Below are 17,353 nucleotides of genomic sequence, written 5' to 3'. Positions count from 1 at the left end.
AATTTAAAAAAAATATAGCGAGCCTAGCCATGCCAACACCCAAAATCACCCCCAAAAACCCCGCTTTTGACCATACCAAATACCGTCCTTTTGAATTTGCTCCCAAATTAGAAAATCGGACTTGGTGTGATAAAAGAATTGAAAAAGCCCCCATCTGGGCGAGCGTGGATTTGCGAGACGGCAACCAAGCCTTGATTGACCCCATGACCATTGAGCAAAAATTACGCTTTTTTAAATTGCTCGTAGCGGTTGGTTTCAAGGAGATTGAGATTGGCTTTCCGTCTGCCGCCCAAGTGGAATTTGACTTTACACGTCTTTTGATTGAAGGCGGTCATGTGCCTGATGACGTTACTTTGCAGGTGCTGGTGCAGGCTCGTGAGCATTTGATTGAACGCACCTTTGAGAGCCTAAAAGGGGCAAAACGTGCCATTGTTCACGTTTATAACAGCACGTCAAGGGTGCAACGTGATAAGGTCTATCAGCTTGATAAGGACGGCATTAAGGCGATTGCGGTCAATGGAGCGACCCTGCTTAGAGACATTGCCAAACGCCATCCTGAGACCGAGTGGATTTTTCAGTACAGTCCAGAGAGTTTTAGCCAGACCGAGACTGATTTTGCCGTAGAAGTCTGCCAAGCGGTGTGCGATGTGTGGCAACCCCAAGACGGACAAAAAGTGATTTTGAACCTACCTGCCACCGTAGAAGCGTCCACGCCCAACCTGTATGCCGACCAGATTGAGTATTTTTGTCGTCATTTGCCAAGCCGTAAAGACGTGATTGTGAGCCTACACACGCACAACGACCGTGGTTGTGGCGTGGCAGCAAGTGAGCTTGGTGTTATGGCAGGGGCTGACCGCGTGGAGGGTACGCTACTGGGTAATGGCGAGCGTACGGGCAACATGGATATTTTGACCATGGCAATGAACCTGTACACGCAAGGGGTAGACCCTGAGCTTGACTTGTCGCAAGTGAGTGAGATTGTGCAAGTAGCGACTGATTGCACCAATTTGCCCGTACACCCACGCCATGCCTATGTCGGCGAACTTGTGTTTACGGCTTTCTCAGGCTCGCACCAAGATGCCATTAAAAAGTCGCTTGATTATAATGAAAAACACCCCGAAACCGAACAGCATTGGGACGTGGCATACTTGCCCATTGACCCTGTGCATATCGGGCGAAGCTATCAAGACGTGGTGCGTATCAATAGCCAGTCGGGCAAGGGTGGGGCGGCGTATATTCTGCAACGTCATTATGGTTTTGATTTGCCACGTTGGACGCAGATTGATTTTGCCAAAGTGGTGCAAAACCAAGCCGAGAGTTTGGCTCGTGAGCTAAAAACGGACGAATTGCTTGACATTTTTACCAAGACTTATTTAACCCAAGAAACCTTTAAACTTAGTGATTATCAGATTAACAATAAGGGCGGAGATGTGTCATTCAACGGACAAATCGCCACGCCAACCGATGTGCTAGAAATCATCGGGCAGGGCAATGGTGCGTTGTCAGCATTTATTGACGGACTGGTCAAGGCGACAGGCAAGGACATTCACGTTACCAATTATTCAGAACACGCCATTAACGTCAAGGCGACCGAAAGCCTGCTTGATGACGAGCTGGGCGACAACCAAACCAACTCGGCGGCGGCGGCGTATGTTCAGCTTAATGTGGCAGGCAAGGTGTATTCTGGCATTGGCGTGTGCAACAGCACTGTATCGTCCATGCTAAAAGGCGTGCTGTCGGCATTGTCGCAGGCGTGGTAATTGTCGTAATGTAATGATAAAAAGGGCGAAAATATTCGCTCTTTTTTATTTTTACAAAAATTTATTTAACATAATCCTAATTGAATTTTTTGGGGTGGAATTGATAGGATGGGGGATTTAATCTATCGATAACATGTAGTGGGAAATTACATTCAATTTTGATGAATTAATTATTTGTACTTGATTAGGACGTGCCCACCATTGATAACATTTTTATAAAATACAGCCAACAAAATTGTATTTTACTACGGAAACCGTTCGCCCTGAGCTTGTCGAAGGGTCGGTTTCCGTCATGGTTCGACAGGCTCACCACGAACGGAAACCGTGGTACTTTTTCATTTTGTATAGTGTAAGATGAAAGTTTGACAATTTCAACCAATTTTTGCATGAAAAATGGCTATCCGACCACTTAATTTAAAAAAGCTAAGTTAAAATCTTAAAATTTACCCAGTTAAGTGGTCGGATTGTTTTTTATAATAGACTTCTTTCCAAACCCCGATTTTTGTGGATTTTTAAAAACTTCAACCCCAATACTTATAAAGGTTTATTTTTAGTTTGGAAAGAGATTTAATAAAAACTTGTCTGATAGAAAACTCACAGCCTTTGTTTTTTCCTTGAAAAACGGGCGATTCCCCTGCTTTTTTAAACAGGCATTTTTTATTGCAAATACCAAAGGTAGGCACGCCCTAGAGTGTGCCTACCTTTGATAATATTTTCATAAAATATGATGAAGACTTAACACTTCCATCAAACACCAAGGGTGGGCATGCCCTACTGACATAAAGTTGAGAGTAGAGTGTATTCTATAAAAATACCATCAATGGCAGGTGCTACTTACCCTAGCATTCATTTAAGCCCAATACTTGACTAATCAGCTCATAAGCAATCGTCCCTTGCTTGGGAATCAGTGGTAGGTCATCTTTGCCAAAGAACTGAGCGTGGGACAGTTCATCTTCATCGATGACGATGTTTCCCGACTTATAAGTGGCACAAAAGCCAAGCATAAGATTGGTCGGATATGGCCAGGCTTGGCTTTTGATGTAGCGGATGTTGTTCACATGAATGCCTGTCTCTTCTAGCACTTCACGATGAATGGTCATCTCGGCACTCTCGCCCACTTCCATAAATCCAGCGATGAGTCCATACATGCCTGTTGCCTGATGGCGATGATGTTGTGCTAATAGGATTTGGAGCTGACCTGTCACAGGACAGGGACGGGTGATGGCGATGATGACACAAGGCTGTATTTTAGGATAAAAATGCTGATGGCAGGCAGGACATGCCATGGTGTTTTCTTTGTGATGGCGCACTGTTTTGGTGCCACAATAACCGCAGAATTGATTGCCCTTTTGCCATAATAACAGCTGAATGCCTGCCGAGATTTCATGGGCGGTGTGGCTGTCGGTTACGGCAACGGTATGGCGATAGGCGATGAACTCGCCATTAAGATGGTCGAGATGATTTGGTTTGGTAGGGTGTGGCTCGACCATCTTTTGATAATCAATGGCAAACACCCGCCTGTCATCATATCTAAAATGAAGCAATTCAACCACGCCCAGTGTGTCATCTAAACCATCGTCCAAGCCGTCAATTAAACCATCTATGCCTATCTCGATATGGTCAAATGCATAAGGTTTGCCATCACGACAAAAAACACGCTCGCCATCAATGACCCATATTGTATGGGTAGTCGATGACGGCGTGCCTGTGAGAGTGATGTTCTGATGGCTCATGCCACAAGCTGATTTAAGCTATTTTGGCTGATGAGAATGCTTTGTTCATTAGTGGGTCGGTTTTCTTCGAAGTTTTCAAATTCAAAGTCCGCTGCAACCAAGACATCTGCCCAAGCATTGCTGATGCGTGCCAGCTCGCCATCAGGGGCGGTTTTGACTTTATCAAGCAGTCCATTTTCTAGGCGACGAGCCAGCAGATACAGCTGAGCCGATGTGGCAGATAGACGTAAGAATGCCGCCGCCCCTGCCACTTGGCGAATCATCTCGGGCGTGTTTTGTAGGTTCATGATGTCACGGTTACTATCTGCGATATAGTCAGTCAATGCCAAAGTCGCCGCGGTTAGGTTGCTACGTGCTTCTTTGACTAGGGCTTCATAAGACGTGTCTAGCTGATGCAGGGAGATTTCACGGTTATGCAGGGGTAATTTAACCGCCCCTGGGGTGTGGCTCTTAGATAGGAAAATGGCAGCGTTCTCAGCGACCAATAGTTTGTCCAAGAAAGTATCCAAGTCTTCTAGGGTGGGATTTTGCCAGCTACCGATTTGAGACGATGCCGCTTTTAGTGCTTGGCTGGCATCGGTAAGCTCTAACAGTATCATGGTTCCAGATAGGGTGTCAAGCTCGGTTTTGATGTCATCGATACTGACCATGTCGCCAATCTCACCCATGCCGTTAGATGCACGCACGAATTTGTCCACTTTTTGTTTGATGGCTTCTAATTGCTCTTGAATCAGGTCATTGAGCGTATCGGTGATTTCACGGTTGGGCCCGAACAAGAAACGTTGCATTTCACTAAACTTGGTGTCACTCACTCGGTTTAGGGCGTACTTTTGATTGGCAAGGGTGGCAAAGTCTTTGTTTTTGTTGCAAGCAAAGCTAACCATCTCGGCAAAACGACGGTCTTCAATCGGCAGATAGTCAGAAAATTGCTGTTCTAGATAAACTAAGATACGCTTTTTGGCATGGCTTAGCGGTAGGTCGTTGGCGATGTTCTGGGTGATGGTCTTTGCTGACTGCCAAAATAAGGTGTCAGAATGCTGGGCAATCACAGCACAGGCTTTGGTCATGCCATCTAATTTTTGGTGTTCATCATCAGAGATGATGCCATCTTTGTTTTCAAGAACGACAGACAGACCTGCACGATAGGCTTGGGTTAAGGCTCTGGCATTGAGCCCAAGCGTGCTAAGAGAAGTGTAGTTTGCTTGGGGGTCGGCGATGATAACGCTGTTAATGTTTTGGTTTAGGGTGGTTGATTCAATGGCAACATGCCCCAAATGCTCGCCCAGTTTATTGATGATGGGTAGCAGTAGAGCAGGTTCGGGCGTTTCTTTTAATAAGACAAACTCAACGTAGCGGTCTAGTAGCATGATGGCTTCTGAGATGTCTGTCATTAGAATCTCATTTTCGTCTTCGTCGCCATCGGCATTACCGTGCAGTAGAGTGTAGCTTGCTGATAGGTTCTCAGCAAGTAGTCCTGCTCCATTAAAGGCGATCAATTTAAAAATGGCAGACAGCTGTGATAAGTTACTTGCCGAATCTAGCAGTAAGGGGGCTTGGTCGGGGTCATCATAAAACTCACGCAAATGCGTCTCAGCATCTTTTAATACCGTACTGATTTCATTACGCAAAATATGAAGTGATGATAAGTCAAAATTGGTGGCGGTTTTGGCTGATTGAGTCATGATAATCCTGTTGTTTTACAGCACGCATTAATAATCGCTACATTTAACCATGTTTGGCGAAACTTGGCAAGTAAAATTATACTAAATAGGGCAAATATCGGATAAATTGTTATTTAAGTACGCTCTCACGCCATGCCCCATCGGCAGAGAAGTCATCTTTTGAGCGGATTAGTTGGGCGGACAATGCACTTAAATCACTAAAACTAATCTCGCCCCTGTTGTCATCTTGGCTCGCCCCTTCTTCTTCCATGCTCATGGCAATCTGCCCACTGGTCATGGCAAGATAGACTTCAAGCAAAATCTGCGAGTCTTTTAATGCCCCGTGGTAGGAACGGTCAATGTCCTGACCGACGTCTAGGCGTTTGGCAAGGGCGTCCAAATTGTTCTTTTGCCCTGCATACATTTTGCGGGCAAGCATGAGTGAGTCGGTGACTTCCACGACATCGGCAAAGTCGGTCATGCCCACTTTATCAAACTCATGCGATAAAAATTTCATATCAAACTGGGCGTTATGAGCGATGATTTCCGCCCCTTTCATGAACTCATAGATATAAGGAGCAACATCGGCAAATCGGGGCTTATCTACCAAAAATTCATTATGAATGCCGTGAACGCCAATGACTTCATCGTCCATCCCCCTGTCGGGATTTAGGTACACATGCAGTTGAACCCCAGTTGGCTTGCGTTTGACCATCTCAACAATGCCAATCTCAACAATACGGTCGCCCGTGGCAGGGTCAATGCCCGTCGTCTCCGTATCCATAATCAGCTGACGCTCTGATGCTCCACGATGAATGGGGTCGGGCAGTACCGCCCAAAACGGCTCACGAATCTCATCGGTACGTCCGTCATAGTCGGGGTTTTGGTGGTCGTGGCGAACCACTTGCATGGGGGCAGGTGGTGTTTTTTTCTTGGATTTTTTGGCGGGGGTTTCATTTTGCGTTTGGCTTTGTGGCTCGCTGTCATTAATATCCGCTCCCACATCCACCATTGGGGTAGCAGGGTCAAATTCATCATCTGCTACCATGTTTGCCATGTCGGCATAATAATCCATGTCCTCGCCCAAATCGCTCTCATAAACGGCATTGTCATGAAAATCATTGCCGTGAAAATTGCTGTCATCAAGGGCGTGGTTGGTGGTCTCATTCATCGTGGTTGTCTCGTCTGTCTCTTTTGATATGATGTTTGGCTCGGTATTGGTTTTGTTGTCTGTCTGGGTGTTGCTTGCAGGGTTATTTGTGGGGACGTGACTGATAAACAACTCGCCACTGCCAGTAACACCATCATTGGCAAGTTTGTCCGCCATCTCATTGCCGACATGTCCTGCGTGTCCTTTTATCCATTGCCAATCAATGGTGCGACGTTGGCAGGCGTTATCTAGGCGTATCCATAGGTCTTGGTTGAGTACCGCTTTGCCGTCTGCTTTTTTCCAGCCTTTGGCTTTCCATCCGTTAATCCACTGGGTAATGCCGTTTTTGACATAGCCCGAGTCCGTCCAAATCTGTATCGGTGTGTCAGCAGGCGTGCGTTCTAGGGCGGTGATTGCCCCCATGAGTTCCATGCGATTGTTGGTGGTGTCGCTCTCACCGCCCCAAATGTTTAGCACGTCGCCTGTGGGGTAGATGATGTGCGTGCCAAATCCGCCAGCAGACGCCCCTGCCTTGCCGTTGCCTTTACATGCCCCGTCAGTATAAGCGATGATGGTCATGAGTGTACGCCATTTGTTTTATATAAATTTTTTAAAAACCATGCCAATGCCATGTCATAACCCATGTCGCCAAGCCCACAAATCACGCCCACCGCCTTATCCGAAAAATACGAATGACTGCGAAACGGCTCACGAGCATGGACGTTGGATAAATGCACTTCAATAAAGGGTTTGCCACTGGCAAGTAAGGCATCACGAATGGCAACGGATGTATGGGTAAAGGCGGCTGGATTGATGATGACCCCATCAAATTTGTCGTGGTCGTCCGCCAATACGCCTTGGCTACCGATGATGTCCACGATGTCGCCTTCGTGGTTGGACTGAAAATGGTCAAGTTGGATACCGTGCTGATGAGCGGTGGTGGATAGGCGGTGAACGATGTCTTGTAAGGTGGTCGTACCATAAATGTGCGGTTCACGCTTGCCCAGTAAGTGTAGATTGGCACCGTTTAGCACTAATAGTTTGCGATTTAGGGGAGTGGTTTGGTTCATGAGTGTTGATGTCTGTGTGTTTTATGTTAAATGCTGATTATTTTAACAAATTTTTAAAGGTAGTGGGGCGTAAATTTTTTGTTAATGTTTGGTTACATACGTTTACAGCCCTTTAAAAGTGTGCTATATTTAGGCACGAGTTTACGATAACTGCATAGTGCGTAGGCTTATTTGGTTATTTGTATCATTGTAAGTGTTACAATGTGGTATTTTTTAAGGAAGTGTTATGTCTGCTCGTGAACAAGGTCAGGTTAAATGGTTTAACAATGCCAAAGGTTTTGGCTTTATCCAGCGTGCCACTGGCGAAGATGTGTTTGTGCATTTTCGTTCTATTGTCGGTGACGGCTATCGCTCGCTAAGAGAAGGTGAAATGGTGGAATTTGTCGTGACCGAAGGCGATAAAGGATTGCAAGCCGAAGAAGTCACCAGGTTAATGTGATATTTAAGTCACGCAAAACCTGCCCTTGGGGTGGGTTTTTTTGTGGGGGTTTTAAAATTGGGCTTTAACATTAGCCTTTAAAATCAAGCTTTTAAATTGGGTTTTGCCTGTCATGATAAGTTGTGATAAAATATAAGATTGATTCTTTTATAAAGGCGTGATTATGCAAAAGCCAAACAAACTTATCTGCACACTCGGTATCCTAGCGTTGCTCGGTATCAGTGGTACGGCTCATGCGGCAGTGACCTTATCAGCGGACGAATCAGCCAGAATCGAAGAGATAGCAGGGATTTGCATGGTTGCCAGTAAAGGTGTTTATGACATCGCCATCGACCATCAAAATGGGGTCGGCAAAGACAAAGCCAAGAAAAACCTTGATAAAGCCCTAAAAAGAGTGGAAAAAAGTTTTTCCAAAAAAGACATGGTGTCATTTATTGATGAGACATGGCACAACGGCTTGAACATCATTTATAAAATGCCTGTTTATGATGACAAAGCTGACAAAGAGCGGTTTGTTCAGCAAGCCGTGGAAGGCTCACTTAATGCCTGTTTTGATGATTTGGATGGATGATTTAAAATTATCAAAAGATAAAAACGTAAATATTGCCAATCACTTTTGTTTTATCATTTTTTAAAAATATCATTGATAAGCATTTGGTAAAAATACCAAACAACCTAATTCGCCCATTTAGCTTAAAAGGACATGCCCTTGACCGAGCAATTTAGCACGTTTCGTGACTTACCCTTAGCAGAACCCATCCAAAAGGCAGTATCGGCTTTGGGTTTTGAGACTCTCACGCCCATTCAAGCCCAAATCTTGCCCCACACCCTAGCAGGACAAGACGCCATTGGACAGGCACAGACAGGCACGGGCAAGACTGCCACGTTTTTGATTACCATCATCCAAAGCCTGCTGTCTCGCCCGTTTGGCGATGATGAGACACGTTATTTGGGTGAGCCACGGGCGTTAATCCTAGCACCGACCCGAGAGCTGGCACAGCAGATTTATAGCGACTGCCGAGAGTTGGTCAAAGAGAGTGATTTGTATGCTTTGTGTATGACTGGTGGGGCGGATTATGACAAGCAGGCAAATGAGATAAACCGTCGCCCGATGGATATTTTGATTGGCACACCAGGGCGGATTATTGATTGGGTGCAAAAGGGCGTGCTGTTTCTTGACCGTGTGGAAGTGTTGGTGTTGGATGAAGCCGACCGCATGCTTGACATGGGATTCATCCCTGATGTCAAGCGACTCATCAGCAAAATGCCTGCCAATACGCACCGCCAAAGTTTGCTGTTCTCGGCGACTTTCAACACCGATGTTATGAATTTGGCGTATCGCTGGCTATATCAGCCGACCTTTGTGGAAATCGCCCCCGAGAGTCGTACCAATAAGAACATTGAACAGCGTTTTTATCTATTAACCGACCGCCAAAAACTGACGGCATTAAAGCAGTTGCTTGGCAGTGATGATGTCAAAAAAGCCATTGTTTTTGCCAATCGCAAAGACCAAGTCAAACGCCTGTATGACAATCTACGTAAGCATGTGGATGTGACCATGCTTTCAGGCGATGTCGCCCAAGCCAAGCGAGAACGTTACCTAAAACGCTTTAAAGATGGCGAAGTTAATGTGTTGGTGGCGACCGACGTGGCAGGGCGTGGTATTCATGTGGATGACGTGACTCATGTCATTAACTACACACTGCCTGATTTGCCCGATGATTATGTTCATCGTATCGGACGCACAGGACGAGCAGGGCAATCGGGCGTGTCTATTAGCTTGGTGGGCGAAGATGACGCCTTTAACCTGCCTGCCTTAGAGAAGCATTTGGGCATGAAGTTTGGTTTGTTGCAGTTTGATGATTTGGTGCAAGACTAGGTGTAAGCTGGCATGATGGCTAAATATCATGCCAAATGGTATCGCAACCTAGGTGCGATTTAATACAGAAATAAACACAAAAATCATAACAACCAATCATTAAAAACAATAAAAGGCATGGCATGTGTCACGCCATATAAACCAATGAACGAACATAGTCTAATCCTTGACCCTGCTAATATCCCATTGTCTTTGTACATTCACATTCCGTGGTGTGTCAAAAAATGTCCATATTGTGATTTTAACTCGCACGCCTTGCCCGAGTCTGCCCCTTTTGCTGATTATGTCACAGCACTTTTGGCTGACGCTCGCTCGCAAGTCGCCTTAACAGGGGGGCGTGCGATACAAAGTATCTTTATCGGTGGGGGAACGCCGTCGCTGTTGCCGATAGAGCAGTATCGGGTGCTGTTTTTGGGGTTACGTGAGATGATCCCTTTTGCCGATGATATTGAGATTACCTTAGAAGCCAACCCCGGTACGCTAGAACATGCCCCCTTTGCCGACTATTTGGCACTGGGTATTAACCGCTTATCGGTGGGTGTGCAGTCCTTTGATGATGGGGCATTGACGAAATTGGGGCGAATACATCGCCATGATGAAGCAGTCAATGCCATCAAAAATGCCAAACAAGCAGGCTTTACTCGTATCAATGCCGACCTGATGCATGGCTTGCCTAGTCAGACCGCCACGCTTGCCGTGCGTGACATTGACATGGCATTATCGGCAGGGGCAACGCACATCTCATGGTATCAGCTGACCATTGAGCCAAACACCGCCTTTTATCGCAGTCCGCCTGACTTGCCCGATGATGACGAGCTAGAACGCATAGAGAATGCAGGGCGAGAGCGACTTTTGCAAGCAGGTTTTGCCAATTATGAAGTGTCGGCATGGGTCGGGCGTGATGATGAGCCGTGTCGTCATAATGTCAACTATTGGCAATTTGGCGACTATCTTGCCATTGGGGCAGGTGGGCATGGCAAAGTAACACTGCGTGAGCATACCGATTATCCAGATGGTATTTATCGTTATGCCAAATCTCGCCTGCCCAAAGACTATCTAAATTATAATAATGCTCCAAAGATGGTAGGCTTTGAGCGGGTGGCGGATGAGAGTCTGCCCTTTGAATTTATGATGAATGCCCTGCGTTTGGCAGATGGCACGACAACTCGCACCTTTGAAGAGCGGACGGGGCTACTTGTTAGCACCATTGATAATGAGCTTTTGCCCTTACAACATCAAGGGCTGATGGTGTTTCACCCTGACATCATCGCCCCGACCAAGATGGGCTTTAAATACGTCAATCATTTGGTGCGGGCTTTTTTATAAAAACCATGAAATAACAACCATGAAACAAATCCATATCGTTCTCTATACTCCTAAAATCCCCAATAACACCGGCAACGCCATTCGTCTGTGTGCCAATACAGGGGCAAAACTGCACCTTATCAAGCCCTTAGCTTTTGAGCTTGATGATAAAAAGCTAAGACGGGCGGGACTGGATTATCATGAATACGCCAACATGCAAGTACATGATGACTGGCAGGCGTGCCGTGCCTATTTGACAAGTGTGGGCGTGGATACGGTCGTGGCGATGACGACCAAGTTTAGCCGTCCGTTTTATGATTATGATTTTAAAGTTGGTAACAGCTCGGTGGCACTGGTGTTCGGCTCGGAGACAGACGGACTACCGTCTGATGTGCGTGATGACATCGGGGCGGGTAACTGGCTAAGACTGCCCATGCTCCCCGACTCTCGCAGTCTTAACCTATCTAACAGCGTGGCAATTTGTCTGTATGAAGTGTGGCGACAGCTTGGGTTTGTCGGCGATGTTGGAGAGAGCGTGGGTTATCATCGTCTGTCTAGCCGTCCCGAGTGAGCTAGACGTATTGGGGTAATTTATTTGCCCAAAAATCAACACTTTATCAAAGGGTAAATTGCAATTTGCCCCTACAAGTCCGTCCAAAAGTATTATCGATGGAAAATACCAAAATTTACCCTTTGATAAATTCAACTTTTCAATTTATGCCAGCAATTGATGATTTTGCTTTTAAAATTAATAAAATCATCTAAAATCAAAAACCAACACAAACCAATTTAACTTAACCTTTATTAGTCACACCATGTCTATCAAATCTTATTCTTGTATCCTATCCATTCTCTTTGCCCTTGGCTTAACCGCCTGCAACCAATCAGCCCCAACCGATAACGCCCCGACTGCCAAAGCAGATGGGCAGGCAGGGACATTTGTCGGCTGTTATAGCGTTGAGAAAAACAGCCCTGCTCAAATAAAAGTGAGCAAGCAAGCAGGCAGTTTTGTCATGCAAATGAAAGAGCCTGACGGGGCAAAAACGCTGTGGGATAACCCCGAACCTTTGGACGAGATAAGCGTGGATAAGGCGTGGGAGTATTTTGGTGTGAATGCCTTATCGCTTGATAAATCTGATGTCGAGCGTGTACTGGCACGCCCTGATGAGATGATGGTATTGGCAAAGGTCAAGGACGCCAGTCAAAACATCAATCCACTGCTTGACAGTCCTTATGTGGTCTATATTTTTAAAGGGGCGAACACCATTTATCAAGTGCCGTGCGATGATACGCCTGTGGACATTGTCAAAGATGGCGAGAAAAAAGTACAGGCGTTTTATCAGTAACTTGTCCTGTTGTCATCCTTTGGTGGTAGATAATACGGTGTTTGGCTAGTGGGCTTGGGGTGAGATGTCTGTTATGATTTCACCCAAAATTTATTTTCACTATTTATTTAAAAAATAGTCCAATGATAAACATTTACCAAAAGACATAACAAATTTTAGGCAAAGTCTTTTATAATATATGGCTAGGGCGTGTTGAACATTGATAACATTCTTATAAAATAAGATGAAAGTTTAACAATTTCAATCAATTTTTGCATGAAAAATGGCTAAATCTTGTTTTTCATCGTCAAAAACTTGTCTGATAGAATAACTATCAGCCTACGTTTTTTCCTTGAAAAACGTGCGATTTTTCTCATTTTTCATTGCAAATACCAAAGTTCAACACGCCCTAAAATTAGCTTTTATGACAGCTTTTCACAAAAGTGACACAGTTTTCTGTCAAGCTATCTGTGTTTGACATTCATCGCTAAGTTCATCTTAGCATTCACAACAGTAGGAAAATTTTATGACGACCTATTACAACGATTCCGACCATGTAGAAACCCAAGAGTGGCTTGATGCATTTGAGTCGGTCATCAAAAACGCCGACAAAGAGCGGGCTCAATTCTTATTAAAAGCCTTATATAACAAAGCAGTACAAGAAGGCTTGCCATTTAACCGCCTAGAAACGGCTTATATCAATACCATTCCTGTTGAAGATGAGCCTGCCTACCCAGGGGATTTGCACCTAGAGCGTAAAATCCGCTCAATCATGCGTTATAACGCCCTAGCGATGGTCATGCGTGCCAACCTAAACGATGATGATTTGGGTGGGCATTTGGCGACATTCGCGTCATCGGCGACCCTGTATGAGACAGGTTTTAACCACTTTTGGCGAGCTCCGAGCGAGAACCACGGTGGCGACATGATTTATTATCAAGGTCATGGAGCCCCTGGTATGTACGCCCGTTCGTTCATGGAAGGTCGTCTGTCCGAAGAACAGCTCAAAAATTTCCGCCGTGAAGTGGACGGCAAAGGCTTGTCAAGCTATCCACACCCCTATCTCATGCCCGACTACTGGCAATTCCCCACCGTATCTATGGGTCTTGGACCTTTGATGAGTATTTATCAAGCCCGTGCCCAAAAGTACCTAACCAACCGTAGCCTTATCAAAGACGAAGACCGCAAAGTGTGGGCGTTCTTGGGCGACGGTGAGACGGACGAGCCTGAGAGCTTGGGTGCCATCTCAATGGCAGGTCGTGAAAAACTTGATAACCTGATTTGGGTCATCAACTGTAACCTACAACGCCTTGACGGGCCTGTGCGTGGTAATGGCAAAATCATCCAAGAGTTAGAATCTGTGTTCCGTGGGGCAGGCTGGCGTGTGATTAAAGTCATCTGGGGCGACCATTGGGATAGCCTGCTTGCCAAAGACACATCAGGTGCCTTAAAACAACGCATGGAAGAAGTGGTGGATGGCGAGTATCAGCTTTATACCGCTCGTGATGGTGCTTTTGTCCGCAAAGAATTCTTTGGTAAATATCCAGAGCTTGCGGATATGGCGTCTGCCCTGTCTGATGATGAAATCATGCGTCTAAACCGTGGCGGACACGACCCTAAAAAGGTCTACGCTGCTTATGCTGAAGCCATGAAAACCAAGGGTCAGCCAACCGTAATCCTTGTCAAAACTGTCAAAGGCTATGGTCTATCCAAGCAAATCCAAGCGGTAAACAAAGCTCACCAACTTAAAAAACTAGACGAGAGCGGTCTAAAATACTTCCGTGACAGATTTGACCTACCAATCAGCGATGATGAATTGCAAAACCTGCCATTTTATCGCCCAAGCGAAGACAGTCCTGAATACAAATACCTAATGGGTCGCCGTGAATCTTTGGGCGGACACTTGCCTGCTCGCCGTAGCGGTCATATCCCACTAGAAATCCCCGAATTGTCTGTGTTTGACGGTGTGCTCCAAGGCAGTAAAGGCAAAGAACAATCTACCACGATGGTATTTGTGCGTTTGCTGTCAGCACTATTAAAAGACAAAGGGCTAAACAAATACGTTGTGCCGATTGTCCCTGATGAAGCTCGTACCTTTGGTCTAGAAGGCATGTTCCGTCAGCTTGGCATTTATTCATCAGTTGGTCAAAACTACGTTGCCGAAGATGCCGAAGCACTCATGGGCTACAAAGAAGCCAAAGACGGGCATATGCTAGAAGAGGGTATCAACGAAGCGGGGGCGATGAGTTCGTGGATTAGCCTTGCCACAAGCTACTCAACCAACGCTCTGCCGATGATTCCGATGTATATTTACTACTCAATGTTTGGCTTCCAGCGTATTGGCGACCTAGCATGGGCGGCAGGCGATATGCAAGCCCAAGGCTTCTTGTTTGGGGCGACCGCAGGACGTACCACGCTAAACGGCGAGGGTTTACAGCACCAAGACGGACACAGCCACATCCTATTTGGCACCGTGCCAAACTGCGTAACGTACGACCCATGCTTCGGTTATGAACTTGCCGTTATCATGCATGACGGTCTAAAACGTATGTATGGCAATGGTGAACGTGTGTACTACTACATCACGCTCATGAACGAAAACTACGACCAACCTGCCATTGGCGACAACAGACAAGCCATTGAAGAAGGTATCAAACGTGGTATGTACCTATTAGAAGACAACGGTTCAACCCAAGTTCAACTGTTAGGTTCTGGCGTGATTCTAAGAGAAGTTCAAAAAGCGGCTCGTATTTTGGCAGAAGAATTTAACATCAAAGCTAACGTATGGAGTGTAACGAGCTTTAATGAGCTTACCCGTGATGGTATGGCGTGCGATGATTACAACCGCTTACACCCAACGGACGAGCCAAAACTGCCTTGGGTTACCAAACAACTTGCCCCGCACAAAGGCATCGTGGTTGCTGCTACCGATTATGTGCGTAACTTCCCAGAGCAGGTGCGTGGTTGGTTGCCTGACAGCCGTCCTTATACCACATTAGGTACAGATGGCTTTGGACGTTCGGACACTCGTGCCAACTTGCGTAGTTTCTTTAATGTGGATGCAGCCCACATCGTGGTTGCCACATTGAAAAAATTGGCGGACGAGGGTGAGATTGACGTGCGTTTGGTCAAAGATGCCATTTCTAGCTTTGGCATTGACGTTGACCAAGCCCCTGCATGGCAGCCACAGCCACATCATGACTACTATCCAGATGCCCCAGCACCTGCACGTCCGACACCAAAAGAAGTGCCTGAACTAAAAGATGAGCCAGACAGTGCCATTAGTACCGAAGGGCGTAGCGAGGACAAAGCAGATGCCAAACTGCTTAACGACAGCAACATTACCGAACCCAAATAAGGAGACAAATCATGCAAATTAAAGCCCCCGATTTGGGTGTAGACAGTGCCGAAGTGGCAGAAGTGCTTGTTAAAGTTGGAGATGTTATCTCTGAAAATGACAGCCTAATTTTGGCAGAATCTGACAAAGCGTCCGTAGAAGTGCCGTCCCCTGTGGGCGGTACCGTAACCGCTGTTTTGGTAAAAGTTGGCGATAGCATTTCTGAGGGTACAGCCCTTTTTGAGGTAGAAGCAGGTCAATCTGACTCTACTTCAAAAGCCGAAGTTCAAGAAGCCCCACAAGAACCAAAAGAAGAGCCACAAGCTCCAAAAGCCGAAGAGTCAAAATCCGAGCCAGTCCCAAGTGCCGTTTCAGGCGGTGCAAGCCAAACGCATAACCTACCTGACTTGGGTGTGGATAGTGCCGAAGTTGCCGAAGTGCTTGTCAAGGTTGGCGACAGCGTAACAGAAGGTCAATCTTTGTTACTTGTTGAGTCTGACAAAGCATCTGTGGAAGTGCCAGCCCCACTTGACGGCGTGGTCGAGGCAATTTTGGTAAATGCTGGCGACACCGTAACCAACGGTCAAGCCTTTATTACCATTAAAGGCGGTTCTGCCCCTGCCGCGTCCGCTCCAAGCGAAACCAAAGCAGAAGTTAAAGCTGATACGCCTAAGACAGAAGCACCAAAAGCCCAAGCTCCTGCCCAAACGTCCACCCCTGCAAATAGTGCCAAACTGCCAGAAGCGGAAGTCAACGCTCGTGCCAAAGACGCTCACGCAGGACCTGCCGTGCGTAAGTTGGCTCGTGAATTGGGTGTGGATATTAGCCTTGTTAAGGGGACTGCCCCACACGGTCGTATCCTAAAAGAAGACTTGTTTGGCTATGTCAAGTCGGTCATCAGCACCGCCAGCACCAAGCCTACTGCCAACATGGCAAGCGGTTCGGCGATTAGCCTGCCACTACTGCCTGACATGGGGAACCTTGAGATTTGGGGTGAGATTGAAGTCCAAGACCTATCCCGCCTGCAAAAAGTCTCTATCCCACAGCTTAACCTAAACACGCTACTGCCACAGGTTACGCAGTTTGATTTGGCGGACATTACCGACACCGAAGCCATGCGTAACGAGCTAAAAGCCGAGTTTAAGGCACAAGGCGTGGGCTTGACCATTTTGGCGTTTATTGTTAAGGCGGTTGCGTATGCTCTGACTCAGCACCCCAAATTCAACAGCCATGTGTCGGATGACAACACCCAAATGATTATCCGTAAATCGGTGAATATGGGTATTGCGGTTGCGACCGATGACGGCTTGATTGTGCCTGTGATTCGTGATGCCCAAGCCAAAGGCATTCGCCAGCTTGCCATTGAGATTGGCGAGCTTGCCAAAAAAGCCCGTGACAAGAAACTGTCTGCCAAAGACTTGCAAGGTGCGTCATTCACCATTTCAAGCCAAGGCAACATGGGCGGTACTTACTTCACACCGCTTGTCAATCACCCACAAGTGGCGATTTTGGGGATTTCTGAATCTACCTATCAGCCACGTTGGAACGGCAAAGAGTTTGAACCACGTCTTATGCTACCGCTATCGTTGTCATACGACCACCGTACGATTAACGGAGCAGATGCGGCGGTGTTTACTCGCTATATTGCCAAACTTTTGGCTGATCCAAGAAAGATTTTACTTTGATTGGGTGAA

13 protein-coding genes are annotated in these 17,353 nt (G+C 46.4%); 9 read left to right on the top strand and 4 right to left on the bottom strand.

From position 1 onward, the window contains the following. Window positions 1-29: 29 nt before the first annotated feature. A complete protein-coding gene (leuA, locus tag IM753_RS08985; RefSeq protein ID WP_065256349.1) occupies window positions 30-1,760 on the top strand; it encodes a 2-isopropylmalate synthase in 1,731 nt (576 codons plus the stop codon). 839 nt (window positions 1,761-2,599) lie between these two features. Here the strand turns inward: leuA and nudC are convergent. From nudC to aroQ, 4 genes are all read right to left on the bottom strand, one after another. Next, window positions 2,600-3,493 (bottom strand): NAD(+) diphosphatase, encoded by an 894-nt coding sequence (gene nudC, locus IM753_RS08980; RefSeq protein ID WP_065256348.1) that lies wholly within the window; start codon window positions 3,491-3,493, stop codon window positions 2,600-2,602. Beyond that, window positions 3,490-5,175, bottom strand: coding sequence for a hypothetical protein (locus tag IM753_RS08975; protein ID WP_194109126.1), 1,686 nt, complete (start codon window positions 5,173-5,175; stop codon window positions 3,490-3,492). The genes nudC and IM753_RS08975 overlap by 4 nt, the downstream gene beginning before the upstream one ends. 109 nt (window positions 5,176-5,284) lie before the next feature. Further along, window positions 5,285-6,883: a DNA polymerase III subunit epsilon gene (gene dnaQ, locus IM753_RS08970; RefSeq protein ID WP_194109125.1), complete on the bottom strand. Its 1,599-nt coding sequence runs from the start codon at window positions 6,881-6,883 to the stop codon at window positions 5,285-5,287. After that, the gene (aroQ, locus tag IM753_RS08965; RefSeq protein ID WP_062498079.1) at window positions 6,880-7,374 is read right to left on the bottom strand and encodes a type II 3-dehydroquinate dehydratase; all 495 of its coding nucleotides are present in this window, start codon (window positions 7,372-7,374) and stop codon (window positions 6,880-6,882) included. The genes dnaQ and aroQ overlap by 4 nt, the downstream gene beginning before the upstream one ends. Window positions 7,375-7,600: 226 nt before the next feature. Here aroQ and IM753_RS08960 point away from each other — a divergent pair, with 226 nt between their 5' ends. The 8 genes from IM753_RS08960 (at window position 7,601) to IM753_RS08925 (ending at window position 17,344) form a co-directional block, all read left to right on the top strand. Further along, window positions 7,601-7,813 carry a cold shock domain-containing protein gene (locus IM753_RS08960; RefSeq protein WP_062498077.1) on the top strand — a complete coding sequence of 71 codons (213 nt, stop codon included), beginning with the start codon at window positions 7,601-7,603 and terminating at the stop codon, window positions 7,811-7,813. Window positions 7,814-7,976: 163 nt separating this feature from the next. Next, the gene (locus tag IM753_RS08955) at window positions 7,977-8,384 is read left to right on the top strand and encodes a hypothetical protein (RefSeq protein ID WP_194109124.1); all 408 of its coding nucleotides are present in this window, start codon (window positions 7,977-7,979) and stop codon (window positions 8,382-8,384) included. A gap of 132 nt (window positions 8,385-8,516) precedes the next feature. Then, the gene (locus IM753_RS08950; RefSeq protein ID WP_194109123.1) at window positions 8,517-9,692 is read left to right on the top strand and encodes a DEAD/DEAH box helicase; all 1,176 of its coding nucleotides are present in this window, start codon (window positions 8,517-8,519) and stop codon (window positions 9,690-9,692) included. A gap of 144 nt (window positions 9,693-9,836) precedes the next feature. Continuing rightward, a complete protein-coding gene (hemW, locus tag IM753_RS08945) occupies window positions 9,837-11,018 on the top strand; it encodes a radical SAM family heme chaperone HemW (protein ID WP_194109122.1) in 1,182 nt (393 codons plus the stop codon). Between the two features lie 19 nt (window positions 11,019-11,037). Next, entirely contained in the window at window positions 11,038-11,568 is a 531-nt protein-coding gene (locus tag IM753_RS08940) for a tRNA (cytidine(34)-2'-O)-methyltransferase (RefSeq protein WP_065256341.1), read from the top strand. Window positions 11,569-11,812: 244 nt separating this feature from the next. After that, the gene (locus IM753_RS08935) at window positions 11,813-12,343 is read left to right on the top strand and encodes a hypothetical protein (RefSeq protein WP_194109121.1); all 531 of its coding nucleotides are present in this window, start codon (window positions 11,813-11,815) and stop codon (window positions 12,341-12,343) included. 505 nt (window positions 12,344-12,848) lie between these two features. Then, complete coding sequence (aceE, locus tag IM753_RS08930) at window positions 12,849-15,680, top strand: pyruvate dehydrogenase (acetyl-transferring), homodimeric type (protein ID WP_194109120.1); 2,832 nt, start codon at window positions 12,849-12,851, stop codon at window positions 15,678-15,680. 11 nt (window positions 15,681-15,691) lie between these two features. Further along, window positions 15,692-17,344, top strand: coding sequence for a dihydrolipoyllysine-residue acetyltransferase (locus IM753_RS08925; RefSeq protein ID WP_065256338.1), 1,653 nt, complete (start codon window positions 15,692-15,694; stop codon window positions 17,342-17,344). Window positions 17,345-17,353: the final 9 nt, after the last annotated feature.

It is taken from the genome of Moraxella sp. K127 (assembly GCF_015223095.1).
Classification (GTDB): Bacteria; Pseudomonadota; Gammaproteobacteria; order Pseudomonadales; family Moraxellaceae; genus Moraxella.
Note: the sequence above shows the minus strand (reverse complement) of the source record. Positions and strands in the feature narration are given on the sequence as shown.

Bases quoted from the DNA above. Each gene is read 5' to 3' on its own strand.
- leuA (WP_065256349.1), top strand. From the start codon at position 30: ATGCCAACACCCAAAATCACCCCCAAAAACCCCGCTTTTGACCATACC.
- nudC (WP_065256348.1), bottom strand. From the start codon at position 3,493: ATGAGCCATCAGAACATCACTCTCACAGGCACGCCGTCATCGACTACC.
- IM753_RS08975 (WP_194109126.1), bottom strand. From the start codon at position 5,175: ATGACTCAATCAGCCAAAACCGCCACCAATTTTGACTTATCATCACTT.
- dnaQ (WP_194109125.1), bottom strand. From the start codon at position 6,883: ATGACCATCATCGCTTATACTGACGGGGCATGTAAAGGCAACGGCAAG.
- aroQ (WP_062498079.1), bottom strand. From the start codon at position 7,374: ATGAACCAAACCACTCCCCTAAATCGCAAACTATTAGTGCTAAACGGT.
- IM753_RS08960 (WP_062498077.1), top strand. From the start codon at position 7,601: ATGTCTGCTCGTGAACAAGGTCAGGTTAAATGGTTTAACAATGCCAAA.
- IM753_RS08955 (WP_194109124.1), top strand. From the start codon at position 7,977: ATGCAAAAGCCAAACAAACTTATCTGCACACTCGGTATCCTAGCGTTG.
- IM753_RS08950 (WP_194109123.1), top strand. From the start codon at position 8,517: ATGCCCTTGACCGAGCAATTTAGCACGTTTCGTGACTTACCCTTAGCA.
- hemW (WP_194109122.1), top strand. From the start codon at position 9,837: ATGAACGAACATAGTCTAATCCTTGACCCTGCTAATATCCCATTGTCT.
- IM753_RS08940 (WP_065256341.1), top strand. From the start codon at position 11,038: ATGAAACAAATCCATATCGTTCTCTATACTCCTAAAATCCCCAATAAC.
- IM753_RS08935 (WP_194109121.1), top strand. From the start codon at position 11,813: ATGTCTATCAAATCTTATTCTTGTATCCTATCCATTCTCTTTGCCCTT.
- aceE (WP_194109120.1), top strand. From the start codon at position 12,849: ATGACGACCTATTACAACGATTCCGACCATGTAGAAACCCAAGAGTGG.
- IM753_RS08925 (WP_065256338.1), top strand. From the start codon at position 15,692: ATGCAAATTAAAGCCCCCGATTTGGGTGTAGACAGTGCCGAAGTGGCA.